Here is a 20,252-nt window from a genome sequence, read left to right on the forward strand (position 1 = left end):
GTTAAACTTATTAAACATAGCGGTTGTTTCAATGGGCTTTCATAAATATACTTGTGCCTAATTTCGATAAAAAGGAACGTTAAACATGGCTTGGGACAAAGAAATTCCATACAACGATATTCCGCTGTTACCTCCTCGCTTGGAGTTTACTGACTCTATAAGTGTACTAAAAGCCTGCATTAAAGCTCGAGCGGCACTGGCCGAACTAAATCAAGCAGGGAAACTCATTCCTAATCAAGGACTTCTCATTAATCTTATCCCGATGCTTGAGGCTAAGGATAGTTCGAAAATTGAGAACATTGTAACCACAACAGATAAGTTATTTCAGCACTCTAACGAGGACTCAACAGCGGATAGTGCAACAAAAGAAGCTTTAAAATACAGAACAGCTCTTCGGGAAGGGTTTGAACATATTCAGGATTACCCCCTTTGCACACGCACCGCTCTTGAGGTGTGCAGTACACTAAAGGGTGGCGAGATGGATGTTCGGAAAATAACTGGTACAGCCATCAGCAATAAAGCTATTGGCGGGGTTGTTTACACTCCCCCTGTTGGGGAGTCGGTAATTAGGGATCTCCTATCAAACTGGGAAAAGTTTCTGCATAACGATGATGATATAGATCCATTAATAAAACTTGCAGCATCACATTACCAGTTTGAGGCCATTCACCCATTTCATGATGGTAACGGGAGAACAGGGAGGATACTAAATGTACTGTATCTTGTGGAAAAAGGTTTGCTAACATTACCTATACTCTACTTGAGTAGATACATTGTTCAGAATAAAGCTGACTACTACAGGCTTCTAAACGAAGTTACTGCTCATGAAAGTTGGGAAGAGTGGATTCTGTTTATCTTAAATGGCATCGCTATTACTTCCACGTGGACAACTAGTAAAATTGCAGCCATTGAAAGGCTTATGAAACATACGGTTGACTTTGTGCGTGACGAACTCCCCAAGGTCTACAGTTACGAGCTTGTTGAATCCATTCTTGAGCATCCTTATTGTAGAATTGGAAACTTAGTGGACAAAGGTATTGCGAAAAGACAAACCGCATCGGGCTACCTCAAAGAACTTACTCGCATAGGAGTGCTAGAGGTACAGCAAGTTCGGAATGAAAAGTTATTCGTAAACGCTAAACTTATGCAGCTCATGACGCAAGAGGAAAACGACTTCCTACCGTATGAACGCATGCAATAAGATTACATCCAGTGCCTAGGTGCTGGATGCAACAATAGCGTGAATAGCATCATTTTATTGTTGTGAACAGATTGCGTTAAGATACCTAACAACACTGAAATGGAACAGAGCCATATACTAACAGTTGACCACGTTAGACCCTACAATAAAGCTTCTAAATCTTCAGTAATATCATCCAATTTGTCATTGAGTTTTCTTAATTGTTTTTTATTTAAAGAGTCAATTAACTGCGTTAACGTCACTTTCCATAGTTTTTGATTATATGCTATTTTTTGCTTAAATTGCGCCGAACGAAAAGAGTCAGCCTGCAAAATGGAACGGCTTAATGCTTTTTCAAAAGCGGGTTTATCACCTCGTAAGGTATAAGCTTCCCGTATCGAATTTGCCCAATCACGGCGAAACTCAATCCAATCAACAAATGTCGATAATTGTTGCTCATTAGTGCTTTTGATTAATTGCTGTTGTGATGCGTTAAGCTTACCGATAAAGGATGCTAATCGACTTTCAATTTTATCAAATCTCTTATCTAATCGCGCTTGGTTACTTAAATCCTCATAATCTTCAATCCTATCCCGATTTTTCTTTTCTGTGGCCGCTAAAAACTCCGTTATTTGTTCCTCTTTTAGCGACGTTGCTAATTTCACCACACCTGGTTCGATGCCAATTAAAATAGCCTGCCAAAAACCTGTAAAGGTTTTTATATAATCGTCTATATCGTCCTGTTCCAGCCCGTTATTGAGCTCCTTTTTAAGTAGCTTCATCTGAGTGATATAGCGCGGTATTTCTGATTGTCGGTGCCAGTCTAAAAATTGCACTAATGCCGGATCAAACTCCGTTTCCTGCTCATTGGTTAAAGTAATATAATCGTCTATATACCAATAAGAAAGCCAGTCCAGATTGTTGTAAATTAACTTTGAACTGCATGCCGAGACCCCCAATAAAAGAAAAATCAGCAACAATCCGCGATATTTTTTGTTTTTAATCAAACTTCGCTCCTGATGAAATAATGTTCGTACTAAGTGGGATTAAATAGCAACTGCATAAGTATACGAAAGTTTGAGCGATCTGGTTCAGCGGAACGCGAGTCACGAGCGGCGGGCTTTAAGGCGGGAAGGCTGGAAGTCGGGCTTCGAGTGGCGAGCTTCGATCGGCGATCTTCGAGCTTTCGAGCGTTTGAGCTTTCAGGCTTTAAGTCGTTCTAGCGTTCTAGCGTTCGAGCCTTCCAGCTTTAAGGCCTTAAAGCTTTCAGGCCTTCAGCTCTGCGTTTGCAGGTGTCTTTTCTCCTGCAGAGTCTGTATAAAGACGGGCAATCTTTATCGTCAGTTTCAATATTATTAAAAGGTCTTATTATGAATAAATTTATCCCTGTTACCCTAGCCGCAATATCTGTACTTGTTACTGGCTGTTCAAACACCGGAAGTTACCCTCTTATGCAGCAAGGCAGTGTTTTAGTCAGTGAAGTTGTTTCAGTCTGCAGCACTATTGTCGGTGGTCAGGCAGAACAGCGTATTAATCAAGAATGGGCTAAATACCCGGCCGCAGAAGCCAGCCGTCCAATGATAGAATCCGTTGCCAGTATATTACTGAACAATCCTGATGCGACCGCGCAACAAAGAACCACTCAGTATGCACAATATATAAGCTGTGCCACTGGCTTGCTTGTAACAAAGAATGCAATGCAGTAAAGCTTGTTTTTGCTGTTTTTGGTTAAATGACAAAAATGCGCTAATACCCGTTATTAACGCGTTTTTACTCCCTGAATACTAAGACCTGCCTTACAACATTTTCAAGTCAATTTTGGCATATATTCGTTTTAAAATAATCGTTTGGATGTCCCCTGCTTTTTTTCTCTTTTTTCATTTATGACAAATAAAAAATTATTCGTCCGTAAATACCTCTACTTACTTCATTTTAATCTCGAAATTCATCTTTTTTGATTAATTCCTTTCTCCATTTTGAAATTATTGCAGATCCAACATCAGGTTCATTCGCAATTTTTCTCAAGGAGTCGCCATAAGGTTGAAGTAAGCAAATTCCACCTTATTCTCTCGCTTTCAGGTCGATAGCAGGAGATAACTATCCTGGCTTAGGAGGAATAGATGTTCGGATAAGTCCAAAACATGCCGCATATATTGAAAAATGGATAATTATCCGGTATTGATCAAAGAGAGGACAGTACCCTAAATAAAGAAACTTCTCCTATAACAATCCGATAAACTGACTTACTACTAAATTCCATTAATCCATTATTGAAAATAAAAAAATCTATTGAAGATCAAAAAAATATAACTTATTGTGTTGTTTTGTTTTAGATAAACAAGCTGTAAGCAAATGATTATAAAGCTTAGTTATGCTAAAAAATAATTTTAATCAATCAAAAAAAAATGTTTTCAGGGCGATTAGGCAATCAATATCCAATTTTTTATTAATATGTATTTATGGAGACCATCATAATGTTGAAAGTTGGATTAGGAGCACTTGTCGAAAGCGACAGTGCATTTAAAGGAATTGGTAAAATAGTTGCGATTGATAATGAAAAAAGTAGTGCAACTATTGGTTTCTTCAAGTCACCTCTACAGCCGTATTCAAATCCAATCGATGTGGATATTCAATATCTTACCTTAGTGACATCTTTGGACATGAGAGCTGAAGTATTTGTACAGTTTCCAAGATCACAAACATGGAAAATGGGGCATTATGATGGAGAAAGGCCTGGTAATCAGGCACTTATTACATTCTCAAGAGAAATGCGTGATCCCTTTGATTTTACAGAGATTTTCATTCCTAACGCATATCCAAATACAGAATTTAATGCCTTGGATTTTTTAAAAGGTCAGGGTACGTCTTCACCATATCTTTGCAATACGTTATCTCAATTCTATCAGGCATATTATGAGCAAAAACGATCTTGTCGCTCTGTCTCTGCACTTATTTCAAGCTCGGTAGAACTGGAAAAACATCAACTTGCTGTTGTGCATGAAGTACTTAAAGACTCAGAAAAGAAGTATCTTTTGTGTGATGAAGTCGGTTTGGGGAAAACCATTGAAGCAGGCTTCATTATTCGCCAGCATGTGCTTGAAAAAGGGCGTGACAGTAAGGTACTGATTTTATTGCCAGAAGCGCTGATTGAACAGTGGGATTTTGAGTTAACTAAACGTTTTCATCTAGGTGATCTGCTTAATACCAACCCAGATAATGACAAGCCGAATATTCATATTTGTTCATTTATTAATGCACTTACCTATGAGGATACGCCATCTATGGTGGTAGTAGACGAAGCCCACCAAATATCAAGCTTTCCATTCAATGGAAAAATTACTGAAAAGTTGCTGTTTGATTCGATCTCAGATTTTACTGACCAATCAGATGTGACGCTGTTATTAACTGGCACGCCAATGGCAGGGCACCCATCAGCATATTTTGCGCTTCTGCATTTACTCAATAAAAATAATTTTCCACTAGATGAAGAGGCAATTGAAACATTCAGTCAAACCTTGCCACAGCAAAGTCGATTGAGAGAAGTGTACCGATTATTTAAGCCTGAAAATGATAATGGTTTGTTAGATGGCGCTCTGGATGATCTTGAGGGCTTTAATTTGTCTGATAATATCCTTCAAGGTTACATCGATGAATTAAGACCTTTGGTGGATATATTTGCAGACGAGGTTGATAAGCAAAAACGTGATGCATTAATTGATTTTCTTGCCCATCACTTTAGCCAAAAGTATCTCTACGATTATCGAATGCTGAGAAATTCACGTGCTACGGGTTTTGAAAAGTCACAAAGTAGTGAAATTGAATTACTATTTCCAGGACTTAACCCGGCAAAACTTATTAGTTGGGAAGCGCCCGATGATGGCGCATATTTAGATGAGCATTTTGAGCAGTATCGCTCTGAGGCTATTTTTGATGAAGAAACATTTAATGCATTAAGTCTATCTGACTTTAAAGCATGGTCAGAAGCACTATTGACCAGTCCACTTTGCTTTGCTGGAAAAGTTCAAAAATTACTTGAAAATACTCAGCTATCAGAAACTGAATCTGTGCATTGGCAACAAATGCTTGATCAGGCAACGGGTGAGCAGGTACTTAAAAATAAAGCCTTAAAAGAGACGCTGCTTGATTGGTTAACTACAAATAATGAAGGTAAAGCAGTTGTTTTCTGTGGTGAAAAACAAACAGCTGATAATGTTTTTTCTTATCTTTTAGGTAGTTTGGATATAAGTGTTGAGCGTCACAACAAAAATGAAACACTGGAGTTTAATTCTAATGACGCGATTCGTGTTTTAGTTTGTGATGAAAAAGGTGAAGATGGTTTGAACCTACAGGGTAAAAAACGCCTTGCTATTCATTACAGTATGCCGATTTTATTGAGTCGTTTAGAGCAGCGTAATGGCCGTTTAAATCGCTACAGTGCATTGTCAACTGGTGTTAGCCCAATTGACACCTTCATTCTAACGCCAAATCGAGATACTTTTTATCGTAAATGGATCGAAGTACTAAAAGAAGGGGTTGGGTGCTTTGTCTACTATCGTGCCAACATTCAAGATGAAATCGATAAAAAGCTAGAGGGTGAAGTTTGGCCAAGTATCCGAAAAATGGGCTATATGGCATTAGATTCTGCCATTATTGAGTTGCAAAAAACGATTAAGGAAATCTATCGAAGCCGAGAGATCATTACGAAGCTTGCAACGGTTGATCTTGATGCAGAAAAAGCCGAGCAAATTTTAGCTCAAATGCGTCAATCCGATGAACTTTTTGAAGCGTCGCCAGCCCTTAAAAACTGGATCACAAAAGGTATTTTGTTTGATATGAAAAAAGCTGGAGATGATCTGTACCGCTTTTGTTATGCGTCAGGTAGAACCAAAATGCGCTCTTCAATGCTTTTAAATAAGTGTATTGTTGGTATTGATATACAGGCCTCAAGTTACGATGCACCGATTACTAGAGAGTTGTCATTTTCAAGAAAGCATTGCGTTGAAAATGGCAGTTATCCATTAAGGTATGGCCAACCCTTCGTGGATGCAATTGCGGATGTTTCAAGGGGTTCTCCATTTGGAAGTAGCAGTGCCATTATCCGGCAGATTCCAGGTCAATTTGAGCCCAAATTGTTCTTCATTCCACAGTGGCTTGTTGAGGCACAAAACACTTCAATAGCAGAACAAATCGCCCTAGATGCATTGACGCCTCCAGTGGTTTTTTCCGAAGTTTTTGGTGAGAATGGCAATATTGAACAAACGCCAATTATTAAAACAGTAGTGACAGCCCGGTATAATAAAAGTGGTACAAAGGTGTATCATGAAGAACAAGGAGTACCTTATAAAGACACTAATATTACTATTTCAGGCGATGAAGAGTTAATAGATATCTGGCAATTAGTTAACGGCCATATAGATAAAAGCCGCTTTAATACAGCATTAGATCTGGTCCATGCTCAGAGTAAAAAAGTCGCAGTAGAGGCATTTAAAGCTACTTCAGAAGCAAAAGAGGAAACTCCCTATAAAGTGACGCTGTTGACTATTAAATATGTGCTGTTATTTGGAGGGTTATCATAATGTACTTTTGGAACTTCTATCCTTTAGAGAAGAAAACGGAACTTTTGGATAATATTGAGCATTTTGATGATACGCAGTTTAAAAAAAGGCTAGTTCAATCTATTGAGTCATCAAACTTAAGCTTGAACGAGTTTTGGTACTTAGCTAAGGATTTATTGGCATCGGAAGTCAGTCATTCAGAACCAAGTATTTATTTGGGGAAAAGGCCCACACTTGATCAATTTAAGTTTGCTTTGAAGTGTGGTTTAAAGTTTGATCCGACTTCAAACTCTGTCATATTGGCGGAGAACTCGCTTTCAAAATATGTTAAGCCAGTTTATGGCTTAATCCAAAAGCGCTACTCACAAGAGCCTTTACACGATACTATCTTAAAAAATCTTAATCTGCCTTATTTAACTTACACCAATCTGGCACAGCGAGAAGCCGTTCGAACTGCGTTGTCTTCTGAGCCAGATGCAACGGTGATTGTGAATCTTCCTACAGCGGGTGGGAAAACGTTAGTAACAGAGGTTTTAACCGCCTTTATCAAGCCTGATGAGCTAAATATTGTAGTGATTCCAACGACAGCTTTAGCGCTTGATCAAGCGCGAAGGATGAAAGTCTTTGTTGAGAATATGGGTTACAGTGCAGCGGCAGAATACGCATGGCGTGGAGATTTAAAACCAGAGGTAAAAAAACGCATAAAAGCAGATATTTTATCTGGTCAGCAACGCGTGTTGTTTGTCTCACCTGAGTCTATGGTCAGCGGCATTCTACCTACGCTTTTTAAAGCTGTAGAATCACGAAAACTGAAAAATGTTATCTTTGATGAAGCTCATTTAATCGATACTTGGGGAGAATCTTTTCGACCAGAGTTTCAAAAAGTTGGGGCATTTCTAAATGCGCTAAAACAAAAAGGGGGCGTGTTTAGAAAAGTGTTTTTATCCGCAACCTTTACTGATCAAACTTTAGTCACCATTAAAACCTTATTTGGAGATCCAGGTGTTGAGCCTATTTTGGTTAATGGCGCTTTTTTAAGGCCTGAACCTATTACTCTAAAAACGGAGGTCTCTGAAGATGCTTATTTACAGACGGTTATAGACAAAGTCATCTCAAGCCCAAAACCACTTGTCGTTTATGCATCAACGAAAGTTGATTGTTTAAGTATATCTGATCATTTATCTGCATTAGCTATTGGCAGAAAGCGAGTATTTACTGGTGATACGAATGATTCTGATCGTAAAAAAATCATCCAGTCTTGGAGTGCTGACGAAGTCGATATCATTATTGCCACGTCAGCTTTTGGTGTTGGCATGGATAAAAATGATGTTCGGTGTGTACTTCATGCGGGCATCAGCGAAAATATTGATTCTTTTTATCAAGAAATTGGCCGAAGCGGACGTGATGGCAGGGCGTCATATTGTGAGGTGATTTATCACCAAGCTCACTATAAAAAGAAGGTTAGCCAAAATAAAACCAGCAAAATCGGCACCAATCTTGGCTATAAACGTTGGCAATCAATGTGGAAAAACAGAAAAGAAATACGTGAGAACATTTATCAAATTAAAGTCAGATCCCAGGCGCATCATATTGAACGCAACTCAGAAGCCAATGAAACTTGGAACTGGAAAACGCTCCTTTTGATGCAGCGTGCAGGATTGATTCGCCTTTCTTATCCCGATGCTACCCAAGTACCAAAAGAGCAAGAAGAATGGTCTGTATTTTGGCAGAATTTCAGCAATCAAATTTTGGTGGAGATTGTACATGACAGGCATGTTATCCAAGAAACTTGGGAGAGTGTCGTTGAACCCCATCGCACCAGCGAAGTTAGGCTGGAAAAGCAGCGAATTAAGTATCTGCTTGATTGGATAAATGGCACTAATCAGCTGTGTGATGTTCTTCAGGATAGTTACCAGTTGGATGGCTTGATGCCAAGTAAGGTTTGTGGCATTTGTGATGTTGATAATGACCGAGTAAAACGTAAATATCTAGTTGGTCAGAGTGTTCGAGTCAAAAAAAAGATAGAGGATTTTCCTGAGAATAACTTGTTTTACTTTGAACTATCAAATCACTCAACTGAAGAAATAATGAAAGCTTTCAGAAAAGTAGTACTTGATGGCAAGGTCTTAATGCTTGTGTGTTCCAAATCCTTCTTGAAAAAAGCAGAACCTTCTTTGAAATCGCTCAATCAAAATGTTTGGTTTTATGGGGATCTTCAAGATTATTTTGATGATAATCAGCATCTTAAAGACTATCCCAAATTTATTGTTCAAGATGATAAATTTTTCTCAGATAAACCAAAACAACCTGATGAATGGCAAGAAAAATATTCAAACTATTTTGTTGCAAATAGCAACCTGAAAGATCCTACAAATACTTACCGTAAGTGGTGGGAATCAGGTAATACGGTACAAAAATTAACTTACTTAGTGAATTCATAACTATGGCAATTATTAACAATGCGAACCGGGGCAGTCATATACCAACCTTACTGCTCATCGATGAACTGCTGATCAAATTTAATACGAAAAATATCGGAAAGTTTATCCCGAACTCAAAACTTTTAGGTTCAGCAATGCCTGATTTTCTTTATTTAAAGGATACTTTAGATGAAGAAGGCAACTTTGAAGTAAACACCAATGCAAAAGAGAAAATGCGAGAGTCTTTAGACTTTTGGGCTAATTATGGCCTATGGGAAATGACAGAGTTAGAAGGTGGGGAAAAAGGTTACCAAAGTAGCGGGCTTAAGGCTTCTCGCAAGAATCTGCCAAAACGAATATTAGATGTGATTTCAAATCATTATTTTGATAATGGTAAGTTAAAAGTCACTTTAAGTGATTTTTACAGTAGTGATGATCTTAAACGAGATTTTAGTACTTTTGTGTTTGCAATGTGCTTTTTTCTATATCAAGAAGACGTGACGTTTAAAAATAATAACTTCTTAACAAAAAGTTCTGCCTATGATTTGATGACAGGTAGCATAACTCAAAATACAAAAAGAATTACCTTCAATAAATCTAATGAATCGAGTGGTGTAATCAACTATGGACATTTCCTAGGCTTTTTTGAAATGGTAGGGAAAAACACCTACAGCGTGGATCCGACCCGCTTTGTTAAGTGGTATTTGGCTGATATTTTCAGTGGCGAAACTGAGTTAGGTATTCAGGATTTCTTAAATAAATTAAATAAAATTCTTCCTATTTTTGATACTGGTCCGTATCAAAAAATGCTTCCTGAATATTTAAATATTAAGCGTCCATCGCTGAATTTTAATGATGGTAATGTGCAAATGTCCTCAGCACTAAGCCTTGCACTTTATCGCCTCGAGCAAATGAACCTCATTCGATTAGAAGGTCGGTCGGATAGTACAGATAGGTTTGATCTTAACTTACCAATTTCTTCAATTAGGCAAGTCACCCACATTCAATTTCATGACAAGGTGAACAAATGAGCATTCAATCTTACTGGCCAAGCTTTGACAATGTTCAAGATTGTATTTTAAGTGAAGCAGAGCGTTTAAGTGATAAGCTTTTAATCGCTGTCCACCATCCAACAAAGCTGATTGCAACCGGATATGGCACAAATACACCCGAAGTAAAATCTCAACAAGAACTGTTAGATCATCTACTTAATAGCAACCATATCATTCCACTGTTGGGGGAATCTGGTAGTGGTAAGTCTCACCTTATTCGTTGGCTTGATGCCATTGCTGATACGCACCCTAAGGCTATTGAAGAAAATTGGCATGTCATCCGAATTCCTAAAAATGCCAGTCTTTCGCAAGTGCTTGAAATCATGCTATATGGTCTTAAAGGGGATGTCTTTGATCAAGCTCGCAAGCACACTAGAGAGGTGAGTAATGGACTAAGTGAAGAGACAACGAGAGGTTTGTTATTTACTCATCTTAATGAAGCGTTAAGAGCGATACCTGAGGCGCTTACAAAAAAGGGGGAATCTCTTAAAGTTGACGGTAACTTAACGCCTGAAAAACGCGTTGAACTTCGAGAGGAAATGACCTTTGCAAAGCAATTGACTGATTTTTTTGCTGACCCTTATATTCAGACTAAATTTTCTGGTGACAGATCTGTTATTAATAACCGAATTTCACGGTTGATTGAAATAAAAAGCTATGCGGAACTTCTAGATGAGCATTTTGAGCTAACAGGGCAAGACTTTTTATTTACATCAGGTGAAGAGATGTCTTTTAATCTTGGTCGCCAAGCAAAAACGGCCTATCGTAACCTTCAGTTAGCGTCTGATGAGTCAAAGCGGAAGATGGCGGCAGAAATCACTAATAAGGCTATTGATCGTGCCTGTAAACTCATGTTCAATCGTCTTTTTCAATTTAGTACTGGCAATTTTCAGGACTTATTTAAAGAAATTCGTAAATATCTACTGGCAGAGAATAAAACTCTGGTTGTACTGGTGGAAGATTTAGCTGCCATTTCTGCAATTGATGATGTCTTGATTGATAGTTTGCTTGAACAAGATATGGACGATGGTGAGCAGGTGCTTTGCCCCATGAAGTCTGTCATTGCTGCCACTGATGGTTTAGAAAGTTATCAAAGCCACAGAAGTTCAATCTGGACGCGCGGGGGGTATGAATGGCGACTGCCATCTGATAACGATGTTAGGCAATTTCCGGAGCTTGCCTTTTCAAACGAAGACGTTCTGAACTTTTGTGCTCGCTATATTAACGCTGCCCGTCATGGTGTGAGCGAAGTGAAACGCTTGGTTGATGTATCCAATATTAGTCTTGGTTTACCCATTTGGGAAAATACACTTGATGAATCTGAGCTGAAAATATTAGAAGAATTTGGCTCTTCACCAAATAACATTCCACTCTTTCCTTATAATAAACAAGCTATTATGAAGCTTACGCAAAAGCATGTGTTTAGTGCTGGGCATACACGATTTAACCCCCGAGTAGCTATTCAGCAAGTGCTTTTAGCAATCCTTCGAGACCATAATGGAATATTCCTTCAAGGGGGATACCCTAGTGCTTGGTTTGAAGGGCAACTGAATGAATTTCGTCATGATGAAACAGCACAATTCATTCAGCAAAGAATTACAGATAAAGAGATGAGCAAAAGACTTGTGGGGTTCATGTCTTTATACAGTGATGGCCGCTCTACTGAGGAAAATTTAAAGCAAGTAAGTGCAGGACAAGCAAGTGCTTTTAATCTTGATACTTCATTTTTATCAGATGATGTTACTTTGGCATCGATGGGTCAAATCATCATAGGTGACCCAATACCCGCCGCTCCAACTCCAACTGTAAAGCCTACGAAACCTAAGAGTCAACCTGTCGTAGACGAGTTGAAGATAAAAGTTGATGAGTGGTTTGCAGGCTCTGCGCAATTAGACCAAGGATTAAGTAATCAGTTAAGGCAGGGGTTATTTCAGATGCTGGAGAATCACAAAGGCTTTAGCGATTATTCTGTCGATAAGACTAAAAACTGGGGACCGTCACAAAATTTAAGTATGCTTGAGTCGGTATTAAAAGAGGGTAGCAAAATCAATATCGGAGTGCCGGGGTCAGCCACAAACCTTTCCAATAAAAAATATGTCAACGCTTTTGCCGAGGAGGTGCTATCAGATTCCCTTGATTCAATGTCGTTGAAGCGTCAGATGCTAGCAGTTCTTCGTTATACAAATAACAACTCGACAAATAAAACAGAAGGATGGAGCTACCCTAAGGGTTTTGAAGATTATATCCATTATCAAGACTTTGCTCAAACCTGGGTACAAAGTGCCATGCAAACTTGCGTAAAAATTGCGAAGCACACTGCGCTTGATCCTTTAGGACAACAAGTGGCGTTAGCAAAAAATTTAGGAGTAGACTTATCTTCTCCTGCCAAAAGATTGAACCAACTTGTTCAAACTTCGGCACATATTAAAAGTAGACTTCCTGAGCCAATTAATGAACTACATAGTGAGGTGCTAAATAAATGGCTTGATGAGTGGGATAAACTTCGTGATAAGTGGCTCCGAACGATCGTTGTTGGAAAAAATAATGCCATTCATCCAGTAGATTTTAAGAATGCCTATAAACAAATTAATGACTTAGTTGGAAGTAACTCTGAACTGATGCCTGTCATACGAGACGTCTCGACTCAAGGCCAAATGTTTTTTGACTATCTAGTTGGCTCTGAGACTAAAATGGAACTTAAGGAACTGTTGGAGTCATTAAATGAGGTTTATAAAAAAATTCCGGCGGAGATGATACCTAACTATTCCGATACCATGACCACTGTTCGAAAACGCACAAGAGATTTAGCAAAAATTGTCACATCTGAGACGCCTAAATCTGTTATGGGATTAATGGATAATAGTAAAGATCCATTACAGTTACTGAATAAAATAAATGGTAAAGAATTGAGGCTTTGGCAAAAGGTATTAAAAGATTGGATATCGATTTCACCAAAAATTGTCAAAGATATTAGGAAATTTAATCAAGATAATGGCGCAAATAAAATAGAGCAATATACAGGCGCAATTAATGATCGCCTAACGCTGTTAGACTCTTCTTTAGAAGTATTGGGAGACCATAATGAGTCTTAAGAATCAAATTGCCGATATGTGTAAAGAGATTAAATATTATCAAGATAGCGCCAGCCTTGAAGATAAAAAGCAAGATCTGAAAACAATATCGATGCGCTTAGATACTGCTAGTAAAAAGGTAGAACATGAAGCAAAAAAACACGATTGTCTCAGTGATATTGATGAAGTAAATTTGTATTGCGACAGTAGCATTAACGCATTGAAGCAAGCCAAAATGGGGTTGCAGGCTTTCAAAATACTCTGGGAAACACTAGAGGATAAAAGCTTAAGTGATGATCAAAATACACTGTTTAACCTTACAGAATCTTTGAAAAGTACATCTGATTTGTTTACTGATTTCCATAAAGTGATTTGGGTCGAATGGTTAGATGAACAAATAAATTTGGCGCAAGTTGATGATTTTATTTTAGAGCATCAAAGAAGTGTGCATGGCAATATCGACTTATATAATAAGTACAACTTTACTAAGCGTGATTTAGATAATCAAATTAATGACTTTAATTTTGATAAAACCCAACTTTTAAGAATTAAGCAGTTTGCTCATCGATGTGCAGAATTAAAAGAAAAAATGAATACGGAAGATCTACCTGAGGGGGTAAAAAAACTTTTTGATAAGCTAAATAGGGTTGGGAATATTGCTTTTGTTTCGTTACTCACGCCAGAGGTCATGGATTGGCTCAAGAAGAATAATAAATTAGATACACTGGTAGTAAGGCAACGTTAATGAATAATTCAGTTAATAATGAACAACTAATAGAAGCACTTGATCGAATTGAGAATAAAGAGTCTGAGCTTTTAGTTTGGGGCGATGTAGAAGTTTTTTCAAGCAGAGTTGAAATAGAAGCCAGCATTAAAGATGCCGGCGTATTTGAAATGTATGTGGATGAATATTTCAAAGCACTACTGAGTCGCTGCTTTATCTTTCCTGTCGGTGAAAACTTATATCGCTCACGCATGGCAGAAACCGTTCGTCTGCAAGTGCTATCTCGCCAGTGGTTTGGGAAGCAAAATGTGGAAGATGCTAAACCACTTATCTCTGATTTCCGTTTTATAAAGCGTGCTCGTCAATACCCAAAGCGTGACCAAGACTCAAAGAGACTCATTGAGGGTTGGGAGAAGAGTAATTTATTAAAATCTGCTAATGAAAAAACCATATTAACTAATCTTCTTAGAAATGACGATAAGTGGTTTGAATTATCAGGCTTTCAGGTGCGTTCAACAGAGCGCATTCTAGAGACGTTTGATAAACATAAATATAAAAACACCAGAAATACCAAAGATGCCAGTGCAACCATTGTGTGTGCTGGAACCGGTAGTGGTAAAACGCTCTCTTTTTATTTGCCAGCGATGACCAAACTGGCTTTTGAATTATTGCAGGATGATAGCAAGCGAGTTCGTATTCTGGCCATTTACCCACGTAAAGAGCTATTAAAAGATCAGTTTGCAGAGACTTACAAAGAAGCTCGGAAACTCGATGAATATTTACAGTCTCAGGGAAAGCGAAAAATCACCATCGGTACCTTTTATGGGGATACCTTTCATGAATCTTATGTTGAAGATGGGAAAGCATTTGAACCGATGGTTTGCCCTAAAAAACACTGCTCAGGCACTCTTAGATACAGTAAGCGAAGAAAATTGGCAATTTGTGCAACTTGTGACACACCCCTTGCAGATGATGAAGTGCTCGTTACCAGAGAAAGTGCTAAAAAAAAACCGCCAGATATTCTGTTCACAACAACTGAGATGCTTAACCAGCGCCTGAGTGATGGTAGTTTTAATCATCTATTTGGTGTGAGTGATAATTCAGAGGCCATACCTCTTGTTCTTCTTGATGAGGTACACACCTATGCAGGAAGCAGTGGGGCACAAACTTCCTATCTATTAAAGCGCTGGATGAAATTTAGCGGTATTAAACCACATTTTGTTGGCCTGTCTGCAACGCTTGCTGATGCAAAGAATTTCTTTTCTGATTTAACTGGCACTAAGCCCCATCGTACAGAATTGATTGAGTCATTTGAATCTGAGTTAGAAGAGGAAGGCGCTGAGTATTTGTTGGCTCTTCGTGGTGATCCTGCCTCACAAACAGGCCTCTTGTCAGCAACCATTCAGGCAACGATGTTGGGGAATCGCATGCTTGATACCCATGAAGGAGCAAATAAAAATATCTCACAGGGAGTGTTTGGCCAAAAGGTGTTTGTCTTTACCGATGATCTCGATGTGATCAACCGTCTTTATAATGACTATTTAGACTCAGAGGGCAAGAAAGATTATTACGGCGAACTTCGACAAAGTGATCGAAACGAGTATCCTCTGGCCTCAAAGCGTTCTCCAAATCATAGTGATTATTCTGAAGCGCTTCAAAAAGAGTTGGGTCAGGATTGGTCATCAGCAGAAAAGATTGGACATAAACTGTTTCAGTCAGCACGCGTAGAGCGAACCTCAAGCCAATCCAGTGGTGTTAATAAATCTGCAAATGTTGTGGTAGCCACTGCTTCATTGGAGGTTGGATATAATGATCCGGATGTTGGCGCGGTCATTCAACATAAAGCACCTCGAAATGTAGCTTCATATTTGCAAAGAAAGGGTCGTGCTGGTCGTCTCCGGGGCATGCGGCCTTGGATGTATACTATTTTATCTGACTACGGCAGAGACAGAATTGCATTTCAACAATATGAGCAGTTAATTGACCCTAAGGTGAGCACCACCAAACTGCCAACGGAAAATTCACATATTCATAAAATGCATGCCGCGCTTGCCACTCTTGAGTGGTTGGTAAAAGTGTATAACATCCGCTGGACTAATATTTGGGAAATCCTCAAAAATCCAAATAAAACCAACGCTGAAAAAAAATTAAAGGTATTGCTTAAGGCTGTCTCTGATGTGATGGCAAAATCATCAAGAATCCAACAACTTTCCATGCATTTGAAACACACGCTTGGCCTTAATGAAGATCAAGTCAAGGTTGTTATGTGGGCCCCTCCGCGATCTATTATGATGTCATTTTTGCCTGAGCTTAAGCAAAATTTACGATTTAAGTGGGGCGCAAGAGGTAAGCGATGGGAAGGACTGGGTGAGAAAAATATAGGCCCGATGCCAAAGTATATTGCCCCTCAGCTTTTTGCAGCTTTGGATACGCAAGGCCTTTCTATTATTTTGGATCGTTCAACTCAAAGCGAAGAGCAAATAAAGGATGAGCCGATGGCATTTTTCCAAGCTTTGAAAGAGTTTGCTCCAGGGCGAATGTCAAAACGTTATACTGTTAAATCAATGAATGTGCCAGATTGGTTAATTCCTTCAAACTTTACGCCACTGCCAGATATGAACGTCGATATGGGATTTGAGATTGAAGAGGCCTTTGGCAACATCAGCAGGCAAGTACATCAGGATGAGGTGATTTTTGAGGGGCAAAAAATTTCGGTTTATCAACCAAGGTTTATTCGCACGAATCGTTCAACCAGCAGAGTGCTAGGCAATAAAAGTAGCAGTATACTTCAGTGGCATTTTGATATTACATCCCCAAAATCTCAAAGCAGAATTGAGCCCCCAAAAAATAGTGAATGGCATGATGTGCTTAAATCTATCGAGTTCTTCACGCATGATCACTCTACGCCGCTGGAGCTTATTCGCTTTAGCACAGGCTCTAAGGCAAGCATTCCATTCTCTGGAAGTAGAGGTGAAGCAAATGTGCACTTTAAATGGCAACACGAAACAAACCCGGTTGCTATCGGCACCAAGCTTTGGGTAGATAGTACCAAGTTTGTTTTTGAACTCTCTGATAAAACTATCAAGGAACTTCTCGCTCATGATAATAACAAAAAAGCACTTTACTATCAGTATCTTCAACACGAATTTATAAATTATGATGCCTACGAAAATGAATACTTCCTAGCAAATTGGATATTTGAATGTCTGATGTGCTCACTATTTGTGTTAAGTGATAACGAGAAAAAACCGCTGCATGAAGCCTTTGAGATCCTCTATTCAGAGAGTGGCAAGATTGTTTTAAATGACGTAATTAACAGTCTTTTCCAACGTCGTGAAACCGAAGATGGGGAAGAAGCGCAAGCTCTGCACCTTCGCTTATCTGATTATTTTTCTGATGAAGATAACATGCAAATCATCAAAGAGGCACTCAAGCTTGATCCGGATTATGCAGAGAGTCGGGCTTACTATGAGTGGGGTAAAGCACTGCTGGGTCAAACTCTGTGTGGAGGCATCAACGCTATGTTTTTAAAACTGGTCTCCGATGTGTCTGAGCAATCATTCAATTTAGACCATAAGTGGGAAGGCAATGTTTTAAACATTTGGATTAATGAAAATGAAATGGGGGGAATTGGTTACATCACTAAGTTCAGAGAGATATTTAAAGAGGATCCGCTTCGTACTCTTGGACATTTAACCCATGCCTTTGAGACAGGCGAATATGAGCAGGTAAATTTTGACCTGCAATATTTTATGGGTGAACTTGCAAAAAACTCGGATCTTCGAAGTGGCTTGAAACAGATCCGCGAAGCTTCAACTCTTGCTGAGCGCTCTCAAAGCACTAAGGCCTTTAAGCAACAGATTTCAAAGCTTGGAATCTTAATTACTCATGCCTGGAATAGTATTTTGTACTCTCGCGTTTTAAGAACAGGGGCAGATGATCAAACAGATAACACTTTGATGTTATTGATTAACAATTGGAATCAATATGAATCTAGCCTAGATATAGAAATTCCGCTCCAGATTGTTGCGTTTTTGCTTGCTAGGCAACAAGGTGGACCAAATCTAGATATTTATCGAGAGAAAAATCGCATTCAGTCTCACTTATGGCAGAGAGGCGCAATGATTCGAATGCAAGAGCTTGGTTTCTATAATCAATTTAGTGCAAAAGGGAATCAGACAGAGCGATTACTACTTTCGAAGGTCATTACTAGTACTGAAATATTGATTAATTATGATGCACAAGAAAATTGGCAAAACAAACTCTCTGAAGCGCTAAAATTTTCTGGTAAGGGTACTCTAGTCTTTACAGGAGAGCAAAGGAGTCACGTGAAAGCTTTTATTAGCCAATTGAATATCAGTATGCTTGAGTACAATAAAATGATGTTCTATCCAAGAATTACCAAATTGAAAACGTGCTTTTCATCGCTTCATGTTACCGTCGAGGTTAGGGATATTTTACAATGATTATTCAAGATGAACGCTCAATTGAAACCAAAGAGGCGATCGGTCGCGCACATATTAAAGATCTTCTTTCATCTCTATTGATTGCGGAATCTTTAAACCCAGGGGTGATCTACATATTAAGTCCTTGGATCTCTGATTTTCCGGTGCTTGATAATACCTCAGGGAATTTTGACGCTATCAATCCAATGTGGGGACATCGACATGTTCATTTTTTTGAGTTGTTACAAAATTGCGTAGAGGCTGGATCAACATTGAAATTGGCCATTCGAGAGAACCGAGAAAAGATTCGACAGCTAGAGCAAAATCTCAAAAACTACCCTTCGAGATTTATAGTGGTGGAGCTTACAGAGCTTCATGAAAAAGGGCTTCTAACGGAATGCGCATTGATAAGAGGATCAATGAATTTCACCTATTTTGGTGCAACTAAAAATTATGAAGGTATTACTTACACAATCAATGCAAACCAAATTGCTGAAAAGAAAAACACCTATGAAGATCTTTATTTTAAAGAAACTCAACGTGGAGCACTAGAGTTGGAGGATGACGATGACTGGATGTATTAATTCGATTCTCAAAATTTTCTATCATGGGGAGAATCGCATCACTCCTGGGAGCATATGGAATAGCAAGATTGAAGAAGCAAGAGCAAATCTTCAAAACTTAAAAAAAATTCAGTATGTGCTCGGCTACCCTCAAGGTGCTGAGCCGACTTTTTATGTTTTGTGTGAATCAGAAGAGATAATGGAGCACACCAAAGATTGGTTGAATTGCGCACTACCTAGATTTTACTGCAAATATGCTCGTCCATGTAAAGAAGCAGAATTCGAATTTGAAACAAGCCTACTTGAGAGATGGCCTCATGGTTTTCTGAAGATTACCATCTGGAGTCAACAACGTACAGAATTTGACACCGACAAATATAAGAAATTTATCCGCTATGCGGTAAGTGAGTGTCAAACAGCTTTGGATGAAATGATACTGCGTTCTAATGACTCTCCAAATATTAGGAAAATGAGTGATAAATCTATTGGAATACTTATAAAAGCGTTTATGGTGGCATATCGGGAAGATGACCTTGAGCGGATGGTAAGACATTACGATGAAATCGTAATAAGAGATGACATCGAAAGGCGAAATAAAGATACACTGAAGTTCATGTGTCTTGAAAAAGAACAGAACTGGAAGGCGATAATTCGACTTGCTCATGAGCGAAATGTGTCTGCTCAAGTGGTTTCTAGTGCCGTTATGGTTGCCATTCTGAATGCTTTGGTATTTACGTCATGCAAGAATGGAGAGGCGTTACATGCCTTTGAAATCGATTGGCCAAAACTGAATGAGAGTGCTCAAGAATTTTATCCTGTGCTTGTAAAGTCTCCAGTTTTTGAAATAGAGAGTGAATGGCGCCTATGGGCAATCATTGCACATGTTATGAATATTGAGAGCATGGGTGAGATTGCATTCGGTCATATTGAACAAGCTTGGCTTGATAAACTGATGGGGCAAGATACTAGTATTAATGCTGAAAAGTTGGTACTTGATGATAGATTAGATCTTAGCAAGTTCAATTATGATGAGTCATCTATAGCTCATGTTCTTAACTATGCCCAGACTTGCCATGAATCAGAAGTCATTGATTTATATGAATGGGTAGAAGGGGCTCCACTAAAAATTAAGATGTGTATAAAATCCCAACCGTCTTTTTATCGATTTTGGCAGCAATTAGAAGTTAGTGCTACCAACTACTTTCAAAAATTTCACTAAAAATTATTAGTCTATAGAAGTAA

The 20,252-nt window shown here is 38.7% G+C and carries 11 protein-coding genes; 10 read left to right on the forward strand and 1 reads right to left on the reverse strand.

Features of this window, described 5'->3' with window-relative positions; all coding sequences use genetic code 11:
* The first annotated feature begins 85 nt into the window (after positions 1-85).
* The gene (fic, locus tag CXF72_RS16985; RefSeq protein WP_101040864.1) at positions 86-1,201 is read left to right on the forward strand and encodes a protein adenylyltransferase Fic; all 1,116 of its coding nucleotides are present in this window, start codon (positions 86-88) and stop codon (positions 1,199-1,201) included.
* Positions 1,202-1,341: 140 nt separating this feature from the next.
* On the opposite strand, the gene CXF72_RS16990 is transcribed toward fic, so the two are convergent.
* Complete coding sequence (locus CXF72_RS16990; protein ID WP_101040866.1) at positions 1,342-2,187, reverse strand: DUF6279 family lipoprotein; 846 nt, start codon at positions 2,185-2,187, stop codon at positions 1,342-1,344.
* Positions 2,188-2,550: 363 nt separating this feature from the next.
* Here CXF72_RS16990 and CXF72_RS16995 point away from each other — a divergent pair, with 363 nt between their 5' ends.
* From CXF72_RS16995 to CXF72_RS17035, 9 genes are all read left to right on the forward strand, one after another.
* Positions 2,551-2,886, forward strand: coding sequence for a hypothetical protein (locus tag CXF72_RS16995; RefSeq protein ID WP_101040868.1), 336 nt, complete (start codon positions 2,551-2,553; stop codon positions 2,884-2,886).
* 768 nt (positions 2,887-3,654) lie between these two features.
* Complete coding sequence (gene dpdE / locus CXF72_RS17000; RefSeq protein WP_157823282.1) at positions 3,655-6,756, forward strand: protein DpdE; 3,102 nt, start codon at positions 3,655-3,657, stop codon at positions 6,754-6,756.
* Positions 6,756-9,176: a protein DpdF gene (dpdF, locus tag CXF72_RS17005; protein WP_101040873.1), complete on the forward strand. Its 2,421-nt coding sequence runs from the start codon at positions 6,756-6,758 to the stop codon at positions 9,174-9,176. The genes dpdE and dpdF overlap by 1 nt, the downstream gene beginning before the upstream one ends.
* Before the next feature lie 2 nt (positions 9,177-9,178).
* A complete protein-coding gene (gene dpdG, locus CXF72_RS17010) occupies positions 9,179-10,186 on the forward strand; it encodes a protein DpdG (protein WP_101040875.1) in 1,008 nt (335 codons plus the stop codon).
* Positions 10,183-13,299 (forward strand): protein DpdH, encoded by a 3,117-nt coding sequence (dpdH, locus tag CXF72_RS17015; protein ID WP_101040877.1) that lies wholly within the window; start codon positions 10,183-10,185, stop codon positions 13,297-13,299. Before dpdG ends, dpdH begins: the two co-directional genes overlap by 4 nt.
* A complete protein-coding gene (gene dpdI, locus CXF72_RS17020) occupies positions 13,289-14,023 on the forward strand; it encodes a protein DpdI (protein WP_101040879.1) in 735 nt (244 codons plus the stop codon). Before dpdH ends, dpdI begins: the two co-directional genes overlap by 11 nt.
* A complete protein-coding gene (dpdJ, locus tag CXF72_RS17025) occupies positions 14,023-18,468 on the forward strand; it encodes a protein DpdJ (protein WP_101040880.1) in 4,446 nt (1,481 codons plus the stop codon). Before dpdI ends, dpdJ begins: the two co-directional genes overlap by 1 nt.
* Entirely contained in the window at positions 18,465-19,031 is a 567-nt protein-coding gene (dpdK, locus tag CXF72_RS17030; protein WP_101040883.1) for a phospholipase D-like domain-containing protein DpdK, read from the forward strand. Before dpdJ ends, dpdK begins: the two co-directional genes overlap by 4 nt.
* Positions 19,015-20,229: a hypothetical protein gene (locus CXF72_RS17035; RefSeq protein ID WP_101040885.1), complete on the forward strand. Its 1,215-nt coding sequence runs from the start codon at positions 19,015-19,017 to the stop codon at positions 20,227-20,229. The genes dpdK and CXF72_RS17035 overlap by 17 nt, the downstream gene beginning before the upstream one ends.
* Positions 20,230-20,252 lie beyond the last annotated feature (23 nt).

Origin of the sequence: Psychromonas sp. MB-3u-54, from assembly GCF_002836415.1 — a bacterium.
Classification (GTDB): Bacteria; Pseudomonadota; Gammaproteobacteria; order Enterobacterales; family Psychromonadaceae; genus Psychromonas.

Coding starts and splice junctions, on each gene's coding strand:
- fic (WP_101040864.1), top strand. CDS start 86: ATGGCTTGGGACAAAGAAATTCCATACAACGATATTCCGCTGTTACCT.
- CXF72_RS16995 (WP_101040868.1), top strand. CDS start 2,551: ATGAATAAATTTATCCCTGTTACCCTAGCCGCAATATCTGTACTTGTT.
- dpdE (WP_157823282.1), top strand. CDS start 3,655: ATGTTGAAAGTTGGATTAGGAGCACTTGTCGAAAGCGACAGTGCATTT.
- dpdF (WP_101040873.1), top strand. CDS start 6,756: ATGTACTTTTGGAACTTCTATCCTTTAGAGAAGAAAACGGAACTTTTG.
- dpdG (WP_101040875.1), top strand. CDS start 9,179: ATGGCAATTATTAACAATGCGAACCGGGGCAGTCATATACCAACCTTA.
- dpdH (WP_101040877.1), top strand. CDS start 10,183: ATGAGCATTCAATCTTACTGGCCAAGCTTTGACAATGTTCAAGATTGT.
- dpdI (WP_101040879.1), top strand. CDS start 13,289: ATGAGTCTTAAGAATCAAATTGCCGATATGTGTAAAGAGATTAAATAT.
- dpdJ (WP_101040880.1), top strand. CDS start 14,023: ATGAATAATTCAGTTAATAATGAACAACTAATAGAAGCACTTGATCGA.
- dpdK (WP_101040883.1), top strand. CDS start 18,465: ATGATTATTCAAGATGAACGCTCAATTGAAACCAAAGAGGCGATCGGT.
- CXF72_RS17035 (WP_101040885.1), top strand. CDS start 19,015: ATGACTGGATGTATTAATTCGATTCTCAAAATTTTCTATCATGGGGAG.